The sequence below is a fragment of the Pontibacter sp. BAB1700 genome, assembly GCF_000277005.1.
GTDB lineage: Bacteria > Bacteroidota > Bacteroidia > Cytophagales > Hymenobacteraceae > Pontibacter > Pontibacter lucknowensis.
Genome location: NZ_AKIS01000076.1, coordinates 1 through 18,649, shown reverse-complemented (window position 1 = coordinate 18,649; position 18,649 = coordinate 1). Strand labels below are relative to the sequence as shown.

Genomic DNA, 18,649 nt, shown 5'->3' with positions numbered 1-18,649 from the left:
ATGTGATTTAGTTAGTCTGGAGACAAATATTTTGAAATTTACTGTTCAATAAAGTTTTAAAAGTAACATGCGTGTCTTATTTTTAAGCAGAATTAGATCAAAAATATTGAAAACTGACGCCACCTACAGGCTTAAAGAGCAAATAGGTTTCTAATATATATAAGTTTTACAAGACCTTATGCATGAAAGAAATTAAAAAACTGATTGATATTGTTCTTTCCTGCAGTCAGGCAGAGACTGCGTTGCTTGATGTACCTAAGCAAAGTGTTAAAGAGAAAAAATTTATCCAAGGGATTGAACTTGGATATTATATATCAGACGAGGACGCTGCAAAAGACCTTTACAATGCGAGCCCAAATGATGTAAGGTATAAGATGCTGAAGCATAGGGTTAAAAAGAAGCTCTTTAATGAATTGAATTATGTAAATGCTGAAAAGGTCACTGCGAACTTTGTAAGACAGAAGGAAATCCAATGTAACAGTCTTATATATCAAGCTAACATAGTGCGTGCTCGCTATGAGTTTGATTTGGTAATCAGTTTAGCTAATAAGGCACTGGCATTAGCCCAGGAGTTTGATTTTATTGATTTGAAAGTATCTGCTCTGGAATTACTTACCTTAAGTTATGCTGAACAGGGGTTGATCAAGAAGTTTACAGCAGCTCAGGAAGATCTAAAACTTACAATGCAGCGTTTTGTAAATGAGCGGGAAGCAGTTTCAATGTTTCAGAATATAAACATGCAGCTCCGCAAATCAACCAAGACCAGGAAGGAGTTTTTGCCTCAACTGCCACTCTTAATAATTCAATTGGAAAAGCTTTGGCAAGAATCAGGTACGTTCAGCGCTTATTATGCTTTTTACAGAACCTCTATCTGGTATCACGAACTGGAGGGTAATTTCAAGGATATTATTACAATTACAGTCGACGCACTGAGATTGGTTGAGCAGAATAAGATTAACGCGCATCGCTTTGATCTGACTTATAACAACTTTATCATGGTGTATGCTCACCTGAGAGCAAAGCAGTTGAGTGATGGGCTGATGTATGCGCAGGAAAACCTCGGGCTTTATCAGCCGTCTACCCGAAATTGGTTTGCCTATATGGAAAACTATTTCCTGTTAGCCGTGCACGCTCGAAGGTATGATCTGGCGGATATACTGCTGCAGCAAGTAATCGAAAACAGTGCTTTGCAAACCATTCCTACCATTGCCAAAGAACGCTGGATGCTGTACCGGTCGTACTTCAGGCTGATTTATCCGCAGGCAGCTGTTCCGGAAGGAGAGGCTAATAATCCATACCTGCTTTCGCTGCCTGAGTACAGCAAAGATAAGCTGGGCTTCAATGTGGCCATTCTTACGTTGCAGTTCATATACCTGCTGGAAAGAGGCGAGACTGAGGCGCTGCTTTACCGCATCGAGAGTATTAAGAAATATGTTTCCACGCACCTGAAAGATGCCTTTAGCTTACGCAGCAAGCTTTTCTTAAAGCTGCTGGTACTCACCGTGACAGAAGACTACGATGCAGTGGCTTGCCGTACAAAAGGAGAGGCGCTTTACAAGAGACTGATGGAAACACCGGCTCCTGGGGATGCCTATGCAGAAATTGAGATTGTGCCCTACGAACATTTGTGGGATCTGATTCTGCAGATTCTGGCAAAAGCTGAAGTGAATTTGAAGGTACGCTCACGCTGAATAAATATTTTGTTATATTTCAGCTATGCAAAAAAACAACCCTACCATCACCAGGGCCTGGTGCGTTTATGATTGGGCTAACTCGGTCTATTCGCTCGTTATCATTTCCACGATCTTCCCGATCTACTATAGCGCGGTATCCGAGCACCCCGAAACGGCCTCTACCATCGTAAGCTTCTTTGGGTTGGAGCTTCAGAGTTCGGTGCTGTTTTCCTATGCAGTGTCGGGCTCTTTCCTGCTGATCGTGCTCATGAACCCCTTCCTGACAGCTATTGCGGATTACAGTGGACGTAAGAAGCTGTTTATGCAGCTGTTCTGTTACATGGGGTCCATTTCATGCGCCGGGCTCTTCTTTTTTACAAGAGAGACTTTTTCAATATCGGTTGTGCTGTTCATGCTGGCGTCCATAGGCTTTACCGGAAGTATCGTATTCTACAACTCATATCTGCCTGAGATCGCCACCGAAGATCAGTATGACCGCTTGAGCGCCCGTGGTTTTGCCATGGGGTATATAGGCAGCGTACTCCTGCTGCTCTTTAATCTCGCCATGATCCTGCAACCAGGTTGGTTTGGGATTGCCGCTGAAAACACAAGTTTACCGCCGCGCATAGCATTTCTGACGACAGGTATCTGGTGGTTCGGCTTTGCCCAGTATACTTTCTACCACCTGCCTGCCAACGTGTACAGACGCAATCCACAAGGCAGCTGGATCCTGAATGGTGTGAAGGAATTGCAGAAAGTTCTAAATCAGGTGAAGGAGCTGCACCTGCTCAAACGTTACCTGCTGGCTTATTTTTTCTTCAACATGGGTGTGCAAACAGTGATGTATGTGGCCACGTTGTTTGGCATAGAAGAATTGCAACTGCCAAGCGATAACCTTATCATCACCATTCTGATCATTCAACTGGTGGCCATTGCGGGTGCCTACGGTTTTGCTGGCACTCTCAGCCAGGTATGGCAACATCAGAGCCCTGATCATCGCTGTCATTATCTGGATTGGGATATGCATAGCGGCCTATTTTATTACCACCGCATATGAATTTTATGCCATGGCAGCTGTAGTTGGCTCCGTGATGGGAGGTATTCAGTCACTCTCCCGATCGACTATTCCAAACTGATTCCGGCCACCACACAGGATCATGCTTCCTATTTCAGTTTCTATGATGTGACCGAGAAAGTTTCGATCATGCTCGGCACCCTGGCTTACGGAGCTGTTGCGCAGGTAACCGGTTCGATGCGCTACAGCATCCTGGCCTGATCATTTTCTTTGTGCTAGGCCTGATCTTCCTTTCGCTCATCAAAGGTAAAAAGTCCCTGGAGCCCCAGGGGGAGGCAGAGGCAGTAGCTGGCCAGGTATAGAGGAGTATAAAACGAAAACGGCAGCTCAATCAGGCTGCCGTTTTCGTTTATTTTATTGTCTGAATCAGGATTTACAGGATTTTAAAATTTACAGGATTAACCTTGTAAACAATCATAATTAAGAATCCTGTCAATCCTTTAATCCTGAAAATCCTGATTCAGATAAGCTAGTTGTACATGATTCGGACAGGTAGCGACCTGTTCCTACAGAGCCCGTTTATCAATCAACAATTCTACTTCTTGTATACCTGCACCCCATTCACGTAGGTGCGGAGTACTTGCAGGCCGCGCATCTGGTCGTTGGCAACTTTCATCAGGTCGCGGTCTACGAGGATGAAGTCAGCGAACTTGCCAGGCTCAATGCTGCCTTTTTCTTTTTCTTCGAAAGCAGCTTTCGCGGCCCAGATCGTCATACCACGCAAAGCTTCCTCACGGCTCAGGGCGTTTTCCATCTGGAAGCCGCCTTCCGGCCAGTTCTCGCCATCCTGACGGGCCACTGCTGCATGGAAACCATATACCGGATTGATGTCTTCTACCGGGAAGTCGCTGCCGAGCGGCATATAGCCATTCTGGTCTAGCAGTTGTTTGAAAGGGTAGGCATGTGCGATGCGCTCCTTGCCCAAACGATCACCGGCCCAGTACATGTCCGATGTGGCATGCGTAGGCTGCACCGATGGTAGCACGCTATACTTGCCAAACTTGTCCATGTCCGCCGGTTGATGATCTGGGAGTGCTCTATGCGCCAACGTTTGTCGTTTTTACCACCTAACACTTCGCCGTAGATATCGAGCAGCAGGCGGTTGGCAGAGTCGCCAATAGCGTGGGTGTTCATCTGGAAACCGTGCTGGTTCAGTTGCTTGGCAATGTCGCGGAACTCCTGTTCGGAGGCCAGCAAAAAGCCGTAATGACCATGCTTGTCGCTATAAGGCTTGAGGAGATTGGCACCACGGGAGCCCAGTGCACCATCAGAGTATACCTTGAAAGAGCGCACGTTCAGACGATCCGTCTTGTAAGGTCCGTTCGCAAAGTAATGATCCTGGTTTACCTTGCCCGGGTTCATCATGGCGTACACACGCATCTGCAGCTCTCCGCTTTTGTGCATGGCATCCATCAGGTCCACTGTAGACTTATCCAGTCCGGCATCGGCTACGGAGGTAAGGCCCACTGCAAAGCAATTCTTCTCAGCATTCTGCAGCGCCTGACGCTGCTCCTGCTCGTCGGCTTCAGGTATAACAGCCGTTACCTTGTCAATCGCATTGTCGATCAGGATACCGGTCATCTTGCCGCCTTCCACTTCTACTAGGCCACCCACCATTTTAGTTTGTGGGGTGATGCCTGCCAAATCCAGGGCTTTCTGATTTACCAGCGCAGCATGGCCGTCAATGCGGGTAAGGATGATCGGTGTGTCAGGGAAGAGCTGGTCCAGCGTGTCCTTTGTCGGGAATTCCTTCACCGCCCAGTCGTTCTGGTCCCAGCCGCGGCCGGTGATCCAGTCTGCGTCCGGGTAAGCCTTTTGCTGGTCCACTACCTTCTGCACCACTTCTTTAAAAGAGGTAGTGCCTACCAGGTCAGCCGACTGCAGGGCCAGGCCATAGCGGTAGAAGTGAGCGTGTCCGTCGATCAGGCCGGGTAGATGGTTTTACCTTCGGCGTCTAGCTCTTCGGTGGCGCTATACTTGGACCGGATGTCGGCTGTCGTGCCCACTGCCACGATCTTACCATCTTTCACGGCGAAGGCCTCAGCCTGGTCAAAGTTCTCGTTCACGGTGTACACATTGCCATTGTACACGATCAGGTCAACCGACTCGCCGCCGGTGTTAGTGGTATTGCAACTAGTCAGGAGGGTGAGGCCCAGCAGGGCAGTGGCTGCAAAGGAACGTAGTGTTTTTTTCATGTATCTGCTTATTCGAAACGCATGTGTTTCACCGACTCGCCCGAATTGATCAGCTCGATCAGGGAGTCTATACCTATGCTGAGGTGTTTTTCTACATAATTAGTGGTTACAAGCTTGTCGCTCTCAGAGGTTTTCACACCTTCCGGAATCATCGGGTTGTCCGACACGAGCAGCAGGGCACCATGCGGGATTTCGTTGATGAAGCCCACAGTGAAAATGGTAGCGGTTTCCATGTCGATGCCCATGGCGCGGATCTGGCGCAGGTACTCTTTAAAGTCCTCGTCGTGCTCCCACACGCGGCGGTTGGTTGTATACACGGTACCGGTCCAGTAGTCCATTTCGTGCTTCTTGATCATAGATGACACGGCTCGCTGCAGGCGGAAAGACGGCAGAGCCGGGATTTCTGGTGGCAGGTAGTCATCGGACGTACCCTCGCCGCGGATAGCCGCAATTGGGAGGATCAGGTCACCGATAGCTGTCTTTCTTTTCAAACCGCCGCACTTGCCCAGAAAAAGGGCTGCCTTCGGCTTAATGGCTGAGAGCAGATCCATCACGGTGGCCGCCATGGCGCTACCCATACCGAAGTTGATGATGGTGATGTTATTGGCCGTTGCCGTTTGCATCGGTTTGTCAAGACCTTTTATCTCCACGCCGAAGCGGTCGGCGAACATACGCACATAATTGATAAAGTTCGTGAGCAGGATATACTCGCCAAATTCATCTAAAGGCACACCGGTATACCTTGGTAACCAGTCGCCTACAATTTCTTCTTTGCTCTTCATGTTTTAAATATAAGTAATTAGATATAAAAAAGCCGCCTTGGCAAGGGAGAGTTTGCTGGGGCGGAGGCTGTAAATTTGGTAAATTGCGGTATGGAAATGCTGAACTTACCGACATTTGATTACAAAATTAAGCATTCTGGCGCTAATGTCATGATATTTGATGCGCTTCGCCGCAAATATGTGCTGCTTACGCCAGAAGAGTGGGTTCGTCAGCACTTCGTGCATTTCCTGATCGGGACCTACCGCTATCCTAAAAGCCTTATCAGTATTGAACGGGGCACCACCTACAACAAGTTGCAGAAACGCACCGATATGTGTGTGTACGATCAGGAAGGCAAACCTTATCTGCTCGTCGAGTGCAAGGCTGCGCATGTACCCATTACGCAGGATGTCGTGAAACAGGTATCAGTCTATAATCAGGTGCTGCAAGCCCGCTATGTAGTTATCACTAATGGTATGGAACACTACTGCTGGGAAGTGAATTTCGAGACGCGGCAGTTTACACCGTTGCAAGGTATACCACCAGCTTCCGGAGTGGAGGTATAGCGCTTAGGGTTTACAAAAATCGCTTTTTTTGGTGTTTCCAGCTTACTTTTTCTGCAGCCAGAAATACAGGTCGTTGGCCACCATTTTGTTTTTGAAGTACTGCACATAAGCTTTCAGTTGCTGTTCATGTGCAGTATTTGCCTGTTCGGCAGGTGCCAGTTCCGGGAAAGTATGGAAGCGTAGGTCGTCCGATGCCGTTAACTCAGCCACACCATCCTGCTGCACCAGGTAGTACGATATCCCATTGTAAATAAGTGCATGACCCGTTGCTGCACTGTCAAGCACCGACTGTCCGAATAACAGCAGTTTATCGCTTGGTAATTTTAAGTAATCCACAATCGTCGGCAGGATATCGGCATGCTGCGTCACCTTCTGCACATCAGCCTTCAGTTTTTTTGCCGGATGAAACAGTAGGAGTGGTACCCGATGATAACCCAGTTCCTGCTGGTACTCCGGTCGTATGCTTTTCTGGGTATGGTCGGCTACCAGTATAAACAGGGTGTTCTCGTACCAGGGCTGCTGGGAAGCCGTCTTGAAAAACTCCCGCAAGGCATAATCAGCATAACCCACAGACTCGTGTATTTCCAGTTCGCCTTTTGGGAACCTGCCTTTGTACTGGGCAGGCACGGTATAAGGCTGGTGTGAACTGAGCGTGAAGACAGTGCTGAAGAAGGCTGAGGGAATGTGCTCATCTCCTGCACCGTGTACTGCAGGTAAGGCTCATCAAAGATACCCCAGTTGCCGTCAAAATGCTTTGCCCGGAGCTCTGAAGGATATTCATCCAACCCATAATAGTGCTGTATACCTGCCATTTGGGTATACTGATTGAAACCCATGGTACCGTTAATCGCGCCGTGGAAGAAGGCAGTTGTATAGCCAGCGTTTCGCAGCAGATGCCCGGCGCTGTATACCGTGTTGGACTGGTAAGGGGAGGTGATGTAAGGGTCAGGCAGGAGCGAGGGCAGCCCCGACAGGATGGAAGGCAGCGCCTCAATGGACTTGCGGCCATTGGCAAAGCTGTTACGGAACAGAAGTCCCTCACTGGCCAGCGAATCCAGAAAAGGGGTATAGCCCACGCCGTTGTTCAGAGCTCCTACATACTCGGAGGCAAAGCTTTCGAGAATGACCAGCACCACATTTTCCTGAAGCGGTTCCCCGGCAGGTATAGCATACCTGCCGGGCTTAACTGGCAAACTGGCCAGCATTTCTTCGTCCGACGCGAAAAAGTGTTTTTCCTCTAAAGTGGTTTTGCCTATGCTCTTGATAAAAGTAAAAGGGGTGTTAAGCGAAAGGTGCCCAATGAAGCATGCTCGTGCACAAAAGCGTGTGCCGGGCGCAATGGCTTTAGCTGTATACCGCCCCGTATACCCAACACTACAAAACCAGCTACCAACAGCAGACGCAGGTAGCGCAGCCATAGCACGGGTATTTGGCCAGGTATAGAAGCGGACTTTGGGTATAACTTGATGATTGCGAAGACCAGGCCTGCAAAGACAAGGCCCATGTACCAGTAATAGCTGGCCAACTGCCCTAATTGCCCCAGTACATCGCCTGTAATGGTGAACACCTCATTGCCTGATCGCCTGCCTATGAACTTAAAGAACTCTACATCGACGAGTGCCAGGGCGATAAATGGTGCGTTGGTGAGCACAAACAGCCACTGAAGTACGCGTTGGTAGGCCGGGTGCTGCAGGTTACCGTGGGGTAGCAGCGACAGCAGTATGAACAGGGAGTTTATGATCACCAGTGCCGCTACGTCAAAGCGGAATCCGTGCACAAAGGCCAATGCGACCTGCCCGGCAGAGGCTTCGGCAAAGTGATCAAAGTTGAAGACGAAGAAAACGGCACGCAGCAAGGTATAGAGCAGAAAAACAAGCCCCAGGCGCCGCAGCAGCACTTGAAATGAACTGTCAAACATCTGTTAAATAAGAGAATCTTAGCATCATGGCTGTCTCTGTGGAGAGACATGCCGGCATTGGAACACAAAGATACCGAAAATGGTGCGCTTTACGATAGTCTGCACAAAACAGGAGCGCCTTCCCGAACAGTTCAGGAAGGCGCTCCATTTATAGAAAGGCTATACCTTAATTAAAGAACAGAGTTAACGTCTGTGTACTCCAGGTTGAAGGCTTCTGCCACACCTTTGTACACTACTTTGCCCTGTACTACGTTCAAGCCAAGCTTCAGTTCATTGCTGTCTGCGCAAGCTTGCTTCCAGCCTTTGTTCGCCAGTTGAATGGCGTAAGGCAGGGTAGCGTTGGTAAGTGCCAGTGTTGAAGTGTAAGGAACGGCACCTGGCATGTTGGCTACGCAGTAGTGCACTACATCGTCGATGATGTAAGTTGGGTTCTCGTGCGTAGTCGGCTTGCAGGTTTCGATGCAACCGCCCTGGTCAACAGCAACGTCAACTACCACTGTACCCGGACGCATTTCCTTCAGCATGTCACGTGTGATCAGGTGAGGAGCCTTAGCGCCTGGGATCAACACAGCGCCAATGATCAGGTCGTGCGTAGGGAGAAGTTCGCGGATGTTGTATTCATTAGACATGAAGGTGTTCACGTTGGCTGGCATGATATCGTCTAGGTAACGCAGACGGGCCAGGTTCGTGTCGAGGATGGTTACGTCAGCACCCATACCTGCAGCCATTTTGGCTGCGTTGGTACCAACCACACCACCGCCCAGGATCATCACCTTGGCAGGACGCACACCTGGTACGCCACCCAGCAGGATACCACGGCCTTTCAGTGGTTTCTCCAGGTACTTGGCACCTTCCTGTATTGACATGCGGCCGGCAACTTCTGACATAGGCACCAGCAATGGAAGGCTTCTGTCAGCGCGCTCTACCGTTTCGTAAGAAAGGCAAACCGCTTTTTGCTTGATCATAGCGTGCGTGAGCGGCTCATATGAAGCAAAGTGGAAATAGGTGAACAGCAACTGGTCTTCTTTGATCAGACTGTACTCCGACTCAATCGGCTCTTTCACCTTGATGATCATCTCAGCGATACCGTATACCTCTTCAATGCTAGGCAGAATAGAAGCGCCAGCCTGGGTATACATATCATCCGGGAAGCCGCTGCCTTCGCCGGCAGTAGCCTGTACGTACACAGTGTGGCCATTGCGCACCAGTTCCACCACGCCGGCAGGAGTTACGCCTACGCGGTTTTCGTTATTCTTGATTTCCTTTGGAACACCAATAATCATGTCGTTCTTTCTTATAGTATTAGATATTGGAAAAGCTGCGCAAATATACCATATCTATCTTGAAATAAAAGGCTAAACAAGAAACCTGCTTTAAGATTGTATAAACATTTGCACACGGTTGATTTAAAGGGATTTGGAATAGGATAGGGGGGCTATGGTCCTGCGCGACAGACGGACTTGACCAAACGATCGGGTAGTGAATGATGGGGATGCTTCCAAATTGTATCCTGCTTATTCCCCAATGCCAGAACCAAAAGGTATAAAATGAAAAAAGGCAGTGATAAAATCACTGCCATTAGTACAAAATAAAACTATGAAAAAAACTATCTGAAAGGTACCGGCTGATTGCCCTCCCTTAACATATTCTTTTGAGCCAGACTTTCTACTACATTTGCCTTCAGCGTGAGCTTCAGGTCTGGCATTACAATATCATTTGAAACGATGGTTACTACCTCATTTTGCTCCTTTAACATCGTAGGAATGTAGGTTAGTTCCAAAGTTGCCTGCTGTCCCGGTTTTAATGCTGGTTCCGAAACTTTATAGGTTACACAGTTGCAGTTTGACTTCACACCCTGCACTACAAGGTCCTGCCGACCTGTGTTTTTGATTGTAAACTTTGCCACCGCTTTTTGTCCTTTTTCAAGTTTTCCAAAGCTGTGTGAAGTAGTTCCAACAGCCAAACGCGGTGAGTTTGCTTTTTGTTCCGGCGTGTAACTAGTTTTTAAATCTTTTGGTCCAACCTCTCCTTTAATGAAGATAACAGCCTGAGGTGTAGCAGCGTTTGAGATCACAGAAATAGACTTGTGAAAGGGTCCGGGACGGCCGTTGCTGTTGTACATTGCCTTAATTACGCCTGTTTTGCCTGGCATGATCGGGTCTTTGGTCCACTCCGGTGTGGTGCAGCCGCAAGATGGCTGTACCTGCGCTATAACCACAGGCTTGTCGCCTACGTTCTTCACTACAAACTCGTAAGAAGCAATCACACCTTCGGCAAATGTGCCAAAGTCGTGCGTCTCTTTCTCAAACTTGAGCTCGCCCTGCGCCTGGGCTGAAAAACCAGCCAACAGAAGGCTAAGGAATGTAAGGAAGTAAAATTTTCTGTTCATAATGCGAAGTAAAGAAATTTTGCGAAAGTAAAAAGAGGTTCTGCAAACAAACAAAGATATAAAATCTTTTGACAAAAAACAGCAACAATTCCTATGCCTGATTAGGCGGCAGAAGGGCCCTAATTTGATTTTAGGCTAATCTTCTGTACTTTTGAAAAGAAAATCCATAATAAGCTTTTACAGACAAGACATGCAAACTGCTGAAGCATCTATAACTCAAAGACTAAGCACTCAGGAAATACTCAACGACTATCGCATTGCGTGGGAGAGCCGCCATGCGAGCCTTGCCGGCCGCAAGGAGGTTTTTATGGGTAAAGCCAAGTTCGGTATTTTCGGCGATGGCAAAGAAGTTGCCCAGCTGGCCATGGCCAAGTTCTTCCAGAATGGCGATTTTCGCTCTGGCTATTACCGTGACCAGACTTTTATGTTCGCCATCGGCGAGCTGACGCTCCAGCAGTACTTTGCTCAACTATATGCGCATACCGATGTAGAGGCAGAGCCTTCTACAGCCGGTCGCGCCATGAACGGGCACTTTGGTACCCGCCTGCTCGACGAGGAGGGCAACTGGAAAAACCTGATGGAGCAGAAAAACTCCAGTTCTGACATATCACCTACCGCATCGCAAATGCCTCGCCTGGTAGGTCTGGCTTATGCCTCTAAGCTGTACCGTCAGAATCCTGATTTGCAGGGGATGCAGCAGTTTTCAGTGAATGGCAACGAGGTGGCTTTCGGTACGATCGGTAACGCTTCCACCTCAGAAGGCATGTTCTTCGAGGCCATCAACGCAGCCGGCGTATTACAGGTGCCAATGCTGGTGTCGGTATGGGATGATGGCTACGGTATTTCGGTGCCGGCCGAGTACCAGACTACCAAAGGCAGTATTTCTGAAATTCTGGCCGGCTTCCAGCGCAACAGCCGTGAGGAGCAGGGCTACGAGATATTTAAAGTGAAAGGCTGGGACTATGCCGCCCTCTGCGAAGCTTATGAAGCAGCAGTAAAGGTGTGCCGCGAAGAGCATGTGCCTGTATTGGTGCATGTGGAAGAGGTAACACAGCCGCAGGGACACTCTACTTCGGGCTCCCATGAGCGTTACAAATCGAAAGACCGTCTGGCCTGGGAAGCAGAGTATGACTGCCTCGTGAAGATGCGCGAGTGGATGCTGTCTAATGAAATAGCAACTACTGACCAGCTTGATCAGATTGAAAATGAAGCCAAAGAAGCCGTGCGCAGGCTCGTACTGCCGCCTGGACCGCTTTTGCAGACAGCATCAAGGCCGATCATGAGGAGGCACTGAAGCTGATGGATAACCTGGCAGCTGCCAGTGAGCACATCACGGAGATCGCCACCATTACAGAAGAGCTTCGCAAGACATCGACTCCTATTCGCAGCGATGCTGTGAGAGCAGTACGGAAGGTGTTACGCTACGTGCGCGACGAAAACAACCAGGCCAAGCGTGAACTGGTAGGTTGGCTGGAGCAGACCATGGGCGAAAATGCGGACCGTTTCAACTCTTATTTATATAGCCAGTCTGAAGAGGCTGCTCTCTTAGTAGAGGAAATCAAACCTGAGTTTGCCGAGGATGCTCCTGTGGTAGATGGCCGTGAGGTGCTGCAGGCCTGCTTTGATGCCATGCTGGCCCGTGATCCACGAGTGTTCGCCATTGGCGAGGACGTTGGCCGCATCGGTGACGTGAACCAGGCTTTTGCCGGTCTGCAGGAGAAGCACGGAGAGTTGCGTGTCACCGATACAGGTATACGCGAGTGTACGATCATCGGTCAAGGTATAGGCGCTGCCCTGCGTGGCCTGCGCCCGATCACAGAGATCCAATACCTCGACTACTTATTATATGCTATTCAGATCCTGTCTGACGACGTGGCCTGTTTGCAGTACCGTACCAAAGGTGGCCAGAAGGCACCGTTGATCGTGCGTACCCGTGGTCACCGTCTGGAGGGTATCTGGCATTCCGGTTCTCCGATCGGCATGATCCTGCACAGCATCAGAGGCATGCATGTGTTAGTGCCGCGTGATATGACGCAGGCGGCAGGTTTCTACAACACACTGCTTAAGTCTGACGAGCCGGCGCTGGTAATTGAATGTCTCAACGGCTATCGCCTGAAAGAGCGTGTACCTAGCAACGTAGGTGAGTTTACTGTGCCGCTAGGCAAGCCGGAAGTATTGAAGGAAGGCACTGATATCACCATCGTGACTTACGGCTCTATGTGCCGCATCGTGATGGATGCAGCCCGTCAGCTTGAGGAGTTTGGTATATCAGCTGAGGTAATAGACGTGCAGTCTTTGTTGCCGTTTGACCTGGAGCACATGATCACGGACTCCATTCGCAAGACAAACCGCGTACTGTTTGCCGATGAGGACGTGCCAGGTGGGGCAACGGCCTTTATGATGCAGCAGGTAGTGGACGAGCAGGGCGCCTGGCGTTACCTGGATTCCAAGCCGCAGTGCTTGTCGGCGCATGCACACCGTCCGCCGTACTCATCTGATGGCGACTACTTCTCTAAGCCGAATCCGGAGGATGTGTTTGAGGCGGTATACGAGATCATGCACGAAGCTGATCCGAAGGCTTATCCTACGATCTACTAATTAGGTAATGCTATAAAGAGAGAGGCCCTGTATCATTTGGTACAGGGCCTCTCTCTTTATATACTTTAATGAAGCGATCAACCACCTACTGCTGGCTGAAATAAGGTTATTTCGTCTGTTGTCACGACATTGCTGCGATTAGGCACAGGAGTCGTGCGGTCGTAGATGTAAATGTCAAATTTGATGACAGCACCGGGGCGTAGCAAGGGAAATTCGGATGCGTTTATTTCGTTGATGCTGTATTTGATCTCGCCTTCCAGCGGTTCCGGGCGATCATCAGCTGACAGACGCTGGAAGCGACCTGAGAACTGAAAGCCTGGCACTGGGAAAGGATAAGGCTCAAAGCGGGAATTGCCTGGATTGTTCGGATCCTGTACCTTGATGTACATCACGGTATGAAAATTCTGCTCGTACTGGGAGCCTTCATTAAAAGGAGGCTGAAAGTCTTCGGAATCCCGGTTACTGGAAAGGCCCAGGTTGCCGTCTCCGTCTTTAAAGCCTATGACCAGCACAAGTGAATCGCGTAAAGAGGTGATATCCGGCCTTTGAGGGAATGGCGTATCCACAAAATGGTACTGCTCCACACGCCTGAATTCTATTTCAGGTACTACATCATAAACAGGCTCTTTACGGCAGGAGCTAAGGGCCAGCAGCAACAGCAGACTAGGCGCACCATACTTTAGCAAGTATCTCATGTGGGATCTCAGAAAATGAAGCTAAATTTACTAAATCAAACGAACAGATACAGGAATTGTTATAAATAATTTGGATGGACTTCAAAGCCCGACATTTGCAGTTATTACTAGCAGAGCAGTCTTTCGATTTTACAGAAACTGCCCTGGCCCTTTTCAGGTACCAGTCTGAGCATAATCAGGTATACCATGACTATTTGCAGCATTTAGGCCGCGATCCGAAGCAGGTCACTCGGCTTGAGGATATTCCTTTTCTACCCATTGAGTTCTTCAAGACGCATGAGGTCATAACCGGTACTTTCGAACCTGAGGTGACCTTCTATAGCAGCGGCACCACCCAAATGATGCGAAGTCGGCACCAGGTAGCAAGCCTGGAATGGTACCTGCGCACCACAAAGCGTATTTTCGAGTCATTCTATGGTCCCTTGACCGATTATGTGGTGCTGGCGCTGTTGCCCTCATACCTGGAGCAGGGCGGTTCATCACTCGTGGCCATGGTCGATTTTTTTGTGAAGCAATCGGGGCAGGAGGAGGAGGGCTTCTACCTGCGTAACCATGACGAGCTGTTACAGAATGTAAAGAGAGCACAGCAGAAAGGAAAAAAAGTACTGCTGATCGGTGTTTCCTACGCACTGCTTGACTGGGCTGATGAACTGAAAGGGCAGGAGGATTTCAGCCATGTGACTATCATGGAGACCGGTGGTATGAAAGGACGTCGCCGGGAGATGATACGGGAGGAACTGCATGCCCACCTGAAGCAGGGCTTTGGTGTAAAAGCTATTCACTCAGAGTATGGTATGACGGAGCTGCTGTCGCAGGCTTATTCTATGGGCGATGGCCTTTTTCATCCGGGCTATACCTTGCGGGTACTCCTACGCGATCTCAACGATCCTTTCGACATCCGCCCGGATATGCGCTCAGGCGGTATTAACATCATCGACCTGGCTAACATAGACTCCTGTGCCTTTATTGAGACCAAAGACATCGGGCGCCTGAAGCCGGACGGAACCTTTGAAGTACTGGGTCGATTTGATAACTCTGACATCCGGGGCTGTAATCTATTGATTGCATAACAACTGATCGCCTAACATCCAAAACGCCAATTTCCCGTTTAAGCTGCCCATGGGTTATGTATTTTTTATTGCACTGGTAGCAGGTATGCTGCTGCTGTTTTACAGGTGGGCCACCCGCAAGGAGCGTCACCGCAAGCAGATTCTGAAAAAAGGCTTTCCGATGGAGTGGCGCAAGATCCTGCAAGACCGTGTAGGCTTTTACCATACTTTAAAAACCGAAGAAGAGAAACAGCGCTTTGAACGGAAACTTCTCCTTTTTGTGTCCGAAAAGCGCATCACAGGTATAGACACAGAGGTAGATGACACAACGAAGGTGCTGGTCGGTTCCAGTGCTATCATCCCGATTTTTGGTTTTAAGGACTGGGAATACCATAACCTGGGAGAGGTGCTGGTGTTTCCCGGCAGTATCCACCGATATAAGAACCAGGATAACGAAGCCGTTTCGGAGGTGTTGGGGCGCGTGAATCCGTTCCAGAATGATCATTACGTTACATTGTCCAAACCGGCGCTGGAGCAAGGCTTCAATGACATGGCCGACCGTAAGAACGTAGGTATACACGAGTTTGCGCACATGCTCGACCAAGCCGACGGCGAGATAGACGGTGTGCCTAAAGCCTATCTGCCGGACGAGCTGCTGCAGCCTTGGGAGGAGCTGATGTACCGCAAGATCAGTCAGATCGAAAAGGGGAAGTCGGACATTAACAATTATGGGGCGACCAGCGAGGCAGAATTCTTCGCGGTGGTCACGGAGTATTTTTTCGAGAAACCCGACCAGTTGGCCGAAAAGCATCCACGTCTGTACGAAATGCTGACCAAAGTCTTTCAGCAAAATCCTAAGAGGCGGTTTAGTATCAACTTCCGGGAATTACTTAACCCTTATGGCAAACGCCTGGGTCGAAACGAGCCCTGCCCATGCGGCAGCGGGAAGAAATACAAGCAATGCTGTATGCTAAAGAAGGGCAAAGCAGCAGCGTAATGGATTGCTTATAAGTGGAAAGACTGGTTTCTGAGTAGGTCATACACTGCGGCAATAGCTAACCTCAAACAGCACGATAGGTATAAAATCAAGCGCCCCTTCCAATCCGGACGGGGCGCTTTGCGTAGGCGAGTATAAGGCATATTTAAGAGCCGGCAGGACGGGCATAAGCCTTGGCGTCTTCCAGCGTCACTTCCTGACCGCTCATGATCACCAGGCGCTCTACCACGTTGCGTAATTCACGCACATTGCCACGCCAGTCCAGCGTCTTTAAGTATTCAAGCGCATCGTTTGTGATGGCCTTTGGCTTGTTGCCATAGTCGTTGGCGATATCCTGCAAGAACTTCTGCACCAGATCAGGTATATCCTCGCGGCGCTCGTTCAGCGGCGGCACATGGATCAGGATCACCCCCAAACGGTGGTACAAGTCTTCGCGGAAGGTCTTGGCTTCGATCTCCTCGAGTAGGTTCTTATTCGTAGCAGCCAGCACGCGCACATCTACCTGAATGTCTTTGTCGCCACCCACACGGGTAATCTTATGTTCCTGCAGGGCACGCAGCACTTTGGCTTGTGCCGAGAGGCTCATGTCACCCACCTCGTCCAGGAAGAGCGTACCACCATTGGCCTGCTCAAACTTACCAATGCGCTGCTTCACGGCGGAGGTGAAAGAGCCTTTTTCGTGGCCGAACAATTCACTCTCGATCAGTTCGCTCGGTATAGCGGCGCAGTTTACTTCGATCAGCGGACCATTGGCGCGGTTGCTATGCTCATGTATGGCACGCGCCACCAACTCCTTGCCTGATCCGTTCGGGCCTGTGATTAGTACGCGGGCATCAGTAGGGGCTACCTTTTCGATCGCTTGCTTCACGCGGCCCAGCGCTTCTGAAGTACCCACCATTTCGTAGGTCTTCGAGATTTTCTTTTTGAGGATCTTGGTTTCGGTCACCAGGTTCGACTTGTCCAGTGCATTGCGCACGGACACCAGCAGACGGTTCAGATCCGGCGGCTTTTGCAGGAAGTCATAGGCTCCTTTTTTGGTGGCCTCCACGGCTGTGTCGATGGTGCCATGCGCTGATATCATGATAAAAGGAGTGTCTGGAGCTATTTCCATGGCTTTTTCCAGCACTTCTATACCATCCATACCTGGCATTTTGATGTCGCAGAGCACGACATCGTACTTCGACTTGCCAATTTGGTGCAGGCCTTTCTGGCCGTCCTCGGCTTCGTCTACGGTATAGTTCTCAAACTCCAGGATCTCTTTCAGGGTGCTGCGAATGGCCCGTTCGTCATCTATAATCAGGATTTTGGGCATATTTTTTTCGTTCGTTTTATGCTGTAAACGGTAAGTATAGAAAATAAACAGCCGCTAATCAAGCGGCTGCAGCATTTGTACGATAAATCCAAAAATTTAGCTACCAGTCAGGTATAAGTCCGGTATTAAGAATTCGTGAAGTTGATCACGCTATACAGTTCCGGCTCCAGGAAAGGACCGCCCGGATAACCTGCTGTATAGTCGAAGTTGATCCAAAGCTCTCCGTTGGTTTCGTGGAAGTGAATTTTACCGCCAGTTACTTCGTCCGGGAAGAGGGAGCGCACCGCGTAGCTTACCTTGTCCAGGTCTTCCACGGTTCCCATTTTCACTTCGGTATACATATGGTTTGGCGAGATCACAATGCGGGCCTCACCGCCAATGGCCATGATAGAAGAAGCCATCAGGATGGCATAATCGTCGCAGTCGCCGGCCAGCAGCTTGATGCTTTCAGTAGGAGGAGAATAGTAGTCGAGGCCGAGCGGATCGTTTACGTAGCGCCAGCTGTTGCGCACGTGCTTGAAGAGCGAAAAGTAGCGCACCATCTTGCCATACTTGCGGTAGTACTCGTCATGAAAAAAGCGGGTGGAGTTCTCCACGGCAAAGGAGCGCACCACTGGGTGGGTCGGCTGCATGGCACTTTTCACGCGGCGCTCCTGAAAATAGGTACCCCGCACCGGTTTGAAATAAGACACTTTGCTGGAATTGCTGGTCATGTTCACCAGCATGGCATTGTAGTCGGCGTAGAGGTTCTCTACGGTGTAATCGTCGAAGGTGCTGTTGAAGAACATGGCACCCATAATACCTACAAAAGCCAATAAAATAAGTTTGTGACTGATAAGGGTGATGACAACCGAAACAATGGCCGCTAAAACAACACACAGGAGGAAGTTCAGCTCATAGTCGATAAAACTGATGGGCGGCAGGTAAAAACTGATAAGGACCGCCATCGGGAACACGATGATGATCTGGATGAACCGAACTAAAAATGTCGTCAGATTAGAGAGCTTGAACAAATGCGTCATGATTCCCTGCTTTTGTGGTTTCTGGCGCCTATAGCCCTTCTGGCTTTATAAGTGCATTGGCTTAAATTGTCTTATACCTGTAACGCAAAATCCGGGCCTTTTTACTCACTACTCATCCCGAAAATTTTAAATTATTCACCTGCGTGGCGGTATGCTGATAATTTCGGCAATATTTTTCATAATCTGAAAGTCTTTTTAGCCAGAAAGATTAAAATTTAGTCAGACGCCCATGATTTTGATTTTCCCTGTTGCAGTTTCCCTCTGGCCCCACCCCATGCTTTCATGGAAGCGGGCAGGATGGAGGGGACCCTCATAACGCAAATCGGAAAGGAAGGCAACTCTTCACAGATCAGGGTTAGCCAAAAATGGTTGAAACAGCTCTATACCCGGAGGGATGA

Annotated in this window: 13 protein-coding genes and 4 pseudogenes; 6 read left to right on the top strand and 11 right to left on the bottom strand. The window is 49.4% G+C overall.

Going from position 1 to position 18,649, the window contains the following annotated elements; genetic code table 11:
• The first annotated feature begins 182 nt into the window (after positions 1 to 182).
• Positions 183 to 1,691 carry a hypothetical protein gene (locus O71_RS09455; protein ID WP_007655913.1) on the top strand — a complete coding sequence of 503 codons (1,509 nt, stop codon included), beginning with the start codon at positions 183 to 185 and terminating at the stop codon, positions 1,689 to 1,691.
• A gap of 25 nt (positions 1,692 to 1,716) precedes the next feature.
• Positions 1,717 to 3,050 (top strand): annotated as a pseudogene (locus O71_RS09450) (MFS transporter).
• A gap of 233 nt (positions 3,051 to 3,283) precedes the next feature.
• Here O71_RS09450 and O71_RS09445 read toward each other — a convergent pair.
• The 3 genes and pseudogenes from O71_RS09445 to O71_RS09440 all read right to left on the bottom strand — a co-directional run bounded on the left by O71_RS09445 (position 3,284) and on the right by O71_RS09440 (position 5,725).
• Positions 3,284 to 4,632: pseudogene (locus tag O71_RS09445) on the bottom strand (amidohydrolase).
• A 38-nt stretch (positions 4,633 to 4,670) separates the two neighbouring features.
• A complete protein-coding gene (locus tag O71_RS27215) occupies positions 4,671 to 4,943 on the bottom strand; it encodes a hypothetical protein (RefSeq protein ID WP_369750903.1) in 273 nt (90 codons plus the stop codon).
• A gap of 8 nt (positions 4,944 to 4,951) precedes the next feature.
• Entirely contained in the window at positions 4,952 to 5,725 is a 774-nt protein-coding gene (locus tag O71_RS09440) for an AMP nucleosidase (RefSeq protein ID WP_007655911.1), read from the bottom strand.
• Positions 5,726 to 5,815: 90 nt separating this feature from the next.
• Between O71_RS09440 and O71_RS09435 the strand changes: the two genes are divergently transcribed.
• A complete protein-coding gene (locus tag O71_RS09435) occupies positions 5,816 to 6,271 on the top strand; it encodes a type I restriction enzyme HsdR N-terminal domain-containing protein (RefSeq protein WP_040574080.1) in 456 nt (151 codons plus the stop codon).
• 42 nt (positions 6,272 to 6,313) lie between these two features.
• Here O71_RS09435 and O71_RS26470 read toward each other — a convergent pair whose 3' ends face one another.
• The 5 genes and pseudogenes from O71_RS26470 to O71_RS09420 form a co-directional block, all read right to left on the bottom strand.
• Positions 6,314 to 6,898 (bottom strand): sulfatase-like hydrolase/transferase, encoded by a 585-nt coding sequence (locus O71_RS26470; RefSeq protein WP_051017736.1) that lies wholly within the window; start codon positions 6,896 to 6,898, stop codon positions 6,314 to 6,316.
• Positions 6,899 to 6,975: 77 nt separating this feature from the next.
• A pseudogene (locus O71_RS26465) lies at positions 6,976 to 7,476 on the bottom strand (LTA synthase family protein); the annotation flags it as partial.
• A gap of 47 nt (positions 7,477 to 7,523) precedes the next feature.
• Positions 7,524 to 8,189, bottom strand: coding sequence for a hypothetical protein (locus O71_RS24265; protein WP_007655909.1), 666 nt, complete (start codon positions 8,187 to 8,189; stop codon positions 7,524 to 7,526).
• 170 nt (positions 8,190 to 8,359) lie between these two features.
• Positions 8,360 to 9,472 (bottom strand): alanine dehydrogenase, encoded by a 1,113-nt coding sequence (ald, locus tag O71_RS09425; protein ID WP_007655908.1) that lies wholly within the window; start codon positions 9,470 to 9,472, stop codon positions 8,360 to 8,362.
• 323 nt (positions 9,473 to 9,795) lie between these two features.
• Complete coding sequence (locus O71_RS09420) at positions 9,796 to 10,578, bottom strand: DUF1573 domain-containing protein (RefSeq protein ID WP_007655907.1); 783 nt, start codon at positions 10,576 to 10,578, stop codon at positions 9,796 to 9,798.
• Positions 10,579 to 10,768: 190 nt separating this feature from the next.
• On the opposite strand from O71_RS09420, the pseudogene O71_RS09415 reads away from it, so the two are divergent.
• Positions 10,769 to 13,176, top strand: a pseudogene (locus O71_RS09415) (thiamine pyrophosphate-dependent enzyme).
• Positions 13,177 to 13,253: 77 nt separating this feature from the next.
• Here the strand turns inward: O71_RS09415 and O71_RS09410 are convergent.
• On the bottom strand, positions 13,254 to 13,871 hold the full coding sequence (locus O71_RS09410; protein ID WP_007655906.1) for a hypothetical protein: 618 nt from the start codon (positions 13,869 to 13,871) through the stop codon (positions 13,254 to 13,256).
• Between the two features lie 74 nt (positions 13,872 to 13,945).
• On the opposite strand from O71_RS09410, the gene O71_RS09405 reads away from it, so the two are divergent.
• Both O71_RS09405 and O71_RS09400 read left to right on the top strand, forming a co-directional pair.
• Entirely contained in the window at positions 13,946 to 14,941 is a 996-nt protein-coding gene (locus O71_RS09405; RefSeq protein ID WP_007655905.1) for a hypothetical protein, read from the top strand.
• 49 nt (positions 14,942 to 14,990) lie between these two features.
• On the top strand, positions 14,991 to 15,917 hold the full coding sequence (locus tag O71_RS09400; RefSeq protein WP_007655904.1) for a zinc-dependent peptidase: 927 nt from the start codon (positions 14,991 to 14,993) through the stop codon (positions 15,915 to 15,917).
• A 145-nt stretch (positions 15,918 to 16,062) separates the two neighbouring features.
• On the opposite strand, the gene O71_RS09395 is transcribed toward O71_RS09400, so the two are convergent.
• On the bottom strand, positions 16,063 to 17,229 hold the full coding sequence (locus tag O71_RS09395; protein WP_007655903.1) for a sigma-54 dependent transcriptional regulator: 1,167 nt from the start codon (positions 17,227 to 17,229) through the stop codon (positions 16,063 to 16,065).
• Between the two features lie 125 nt (positions 17,230 to 17,354).
• A complete protein-coding gene (locus O71_RS09390) occupies positions 17,355 to 18,251 on the bottom strand; it encodes a transglutaminase domain-containing protein (protein WP_007655902.1) in 897 nt (298 codons plus the stop codon).
• Positions 18,252 to 18,649: the final 398 nt, after the last annotated feature.

What these genes read in the sequence shown, in the direction of transcription:
- O71_RS09455 (WP_007655913.1), top strand. Translation starts at nt 183, where the DNA reads ATGAAAGAAATTAAAAAACTGATTGATATTGTTCTTTCCTGCAGTCAG.
- O71_RS27215 (WP_369750903.1), bottom strand. Translation starts at nt 4,943, where the DNA reads ATGAAAAAAACACTACGTTCCTTTGCAGCCACTGCCCTGCTGGGCCTC.
- O71_RS09440 (WP_007655911.1), bottom strand. Translation starts at nt 5,725, where the DNA reads ATGAAGAGCAAAGAAGAAATTGTAGGCGACTGGTTACCAAGGTATACC.
- O71_RS09435 (WP_040574080.1), top strand. Translation starts at nt 5,816, where the DNA reads ATGGAAATGCTGAACTTACCGACATTTGATTACAAAATTAAGCATTCT.
- O71_RS24265 (WP_007655909.1), bottom strand. Translation starts at nt 8,189, where the DNA reads ATGTTTGACAGTTCATTTCAAGTGCTGCTGCGGCGCCTGGGGCTTGTT.
- ald (WP_007655908.1), bottom strand. Translation starts at nt 9,472, where the DNA reads ATGATTATTGGTGTTCCAAAGGAAATCAAGAATAACGAAAACCGCGTA.
- O71_RS09420 (WP_007655907.1), bottom strand. Translation starts at nt 10,578, where the DNA reads ATGAACAGAAAATTTTACTTCCTTACATTCCTTAGCCTTCTGTTGGCT.
- O71_RS09410 (WP_007655906.1), bottom strand. Translation starts at nt 13,871, where the DNA reads ATGAGATACTTGCTAAAGTATGGTGCGCCTAGTCTGCTGTTGCTGCTG.
- O71_RS09405 (WP_007655905.1), top strand. Translation starts at nt 13,946, where the DNA reads ATGGACTTCAAAGCCCGACATTTGCAGTTATTACTAGCAGAGCAGTCT.
- O71_RS09400 (WP_007655904.1), top strand. Translation starts at nt 14,991, where the DNA reads ATGGGTTATGTATTTTTTATTGCACTGGTAGCAGGTATGCTGCTGCTG.
- O71_RS09395 (WP_007655903.1), bottom strand. Translation starts at nt 17,229, where the DNA reads ATGCCCAAAATCCTGATTATAGATGACGAACGGGCCATTCGCAGCACC.
- O71_RS09390 (WP_007655902.1), bottom strand. Translation starts at nt 18,251, where the DNA reads ATGACGCATTTGTTCAAGCTCTCTAATCTGACGACATTTTTAGTTCGG.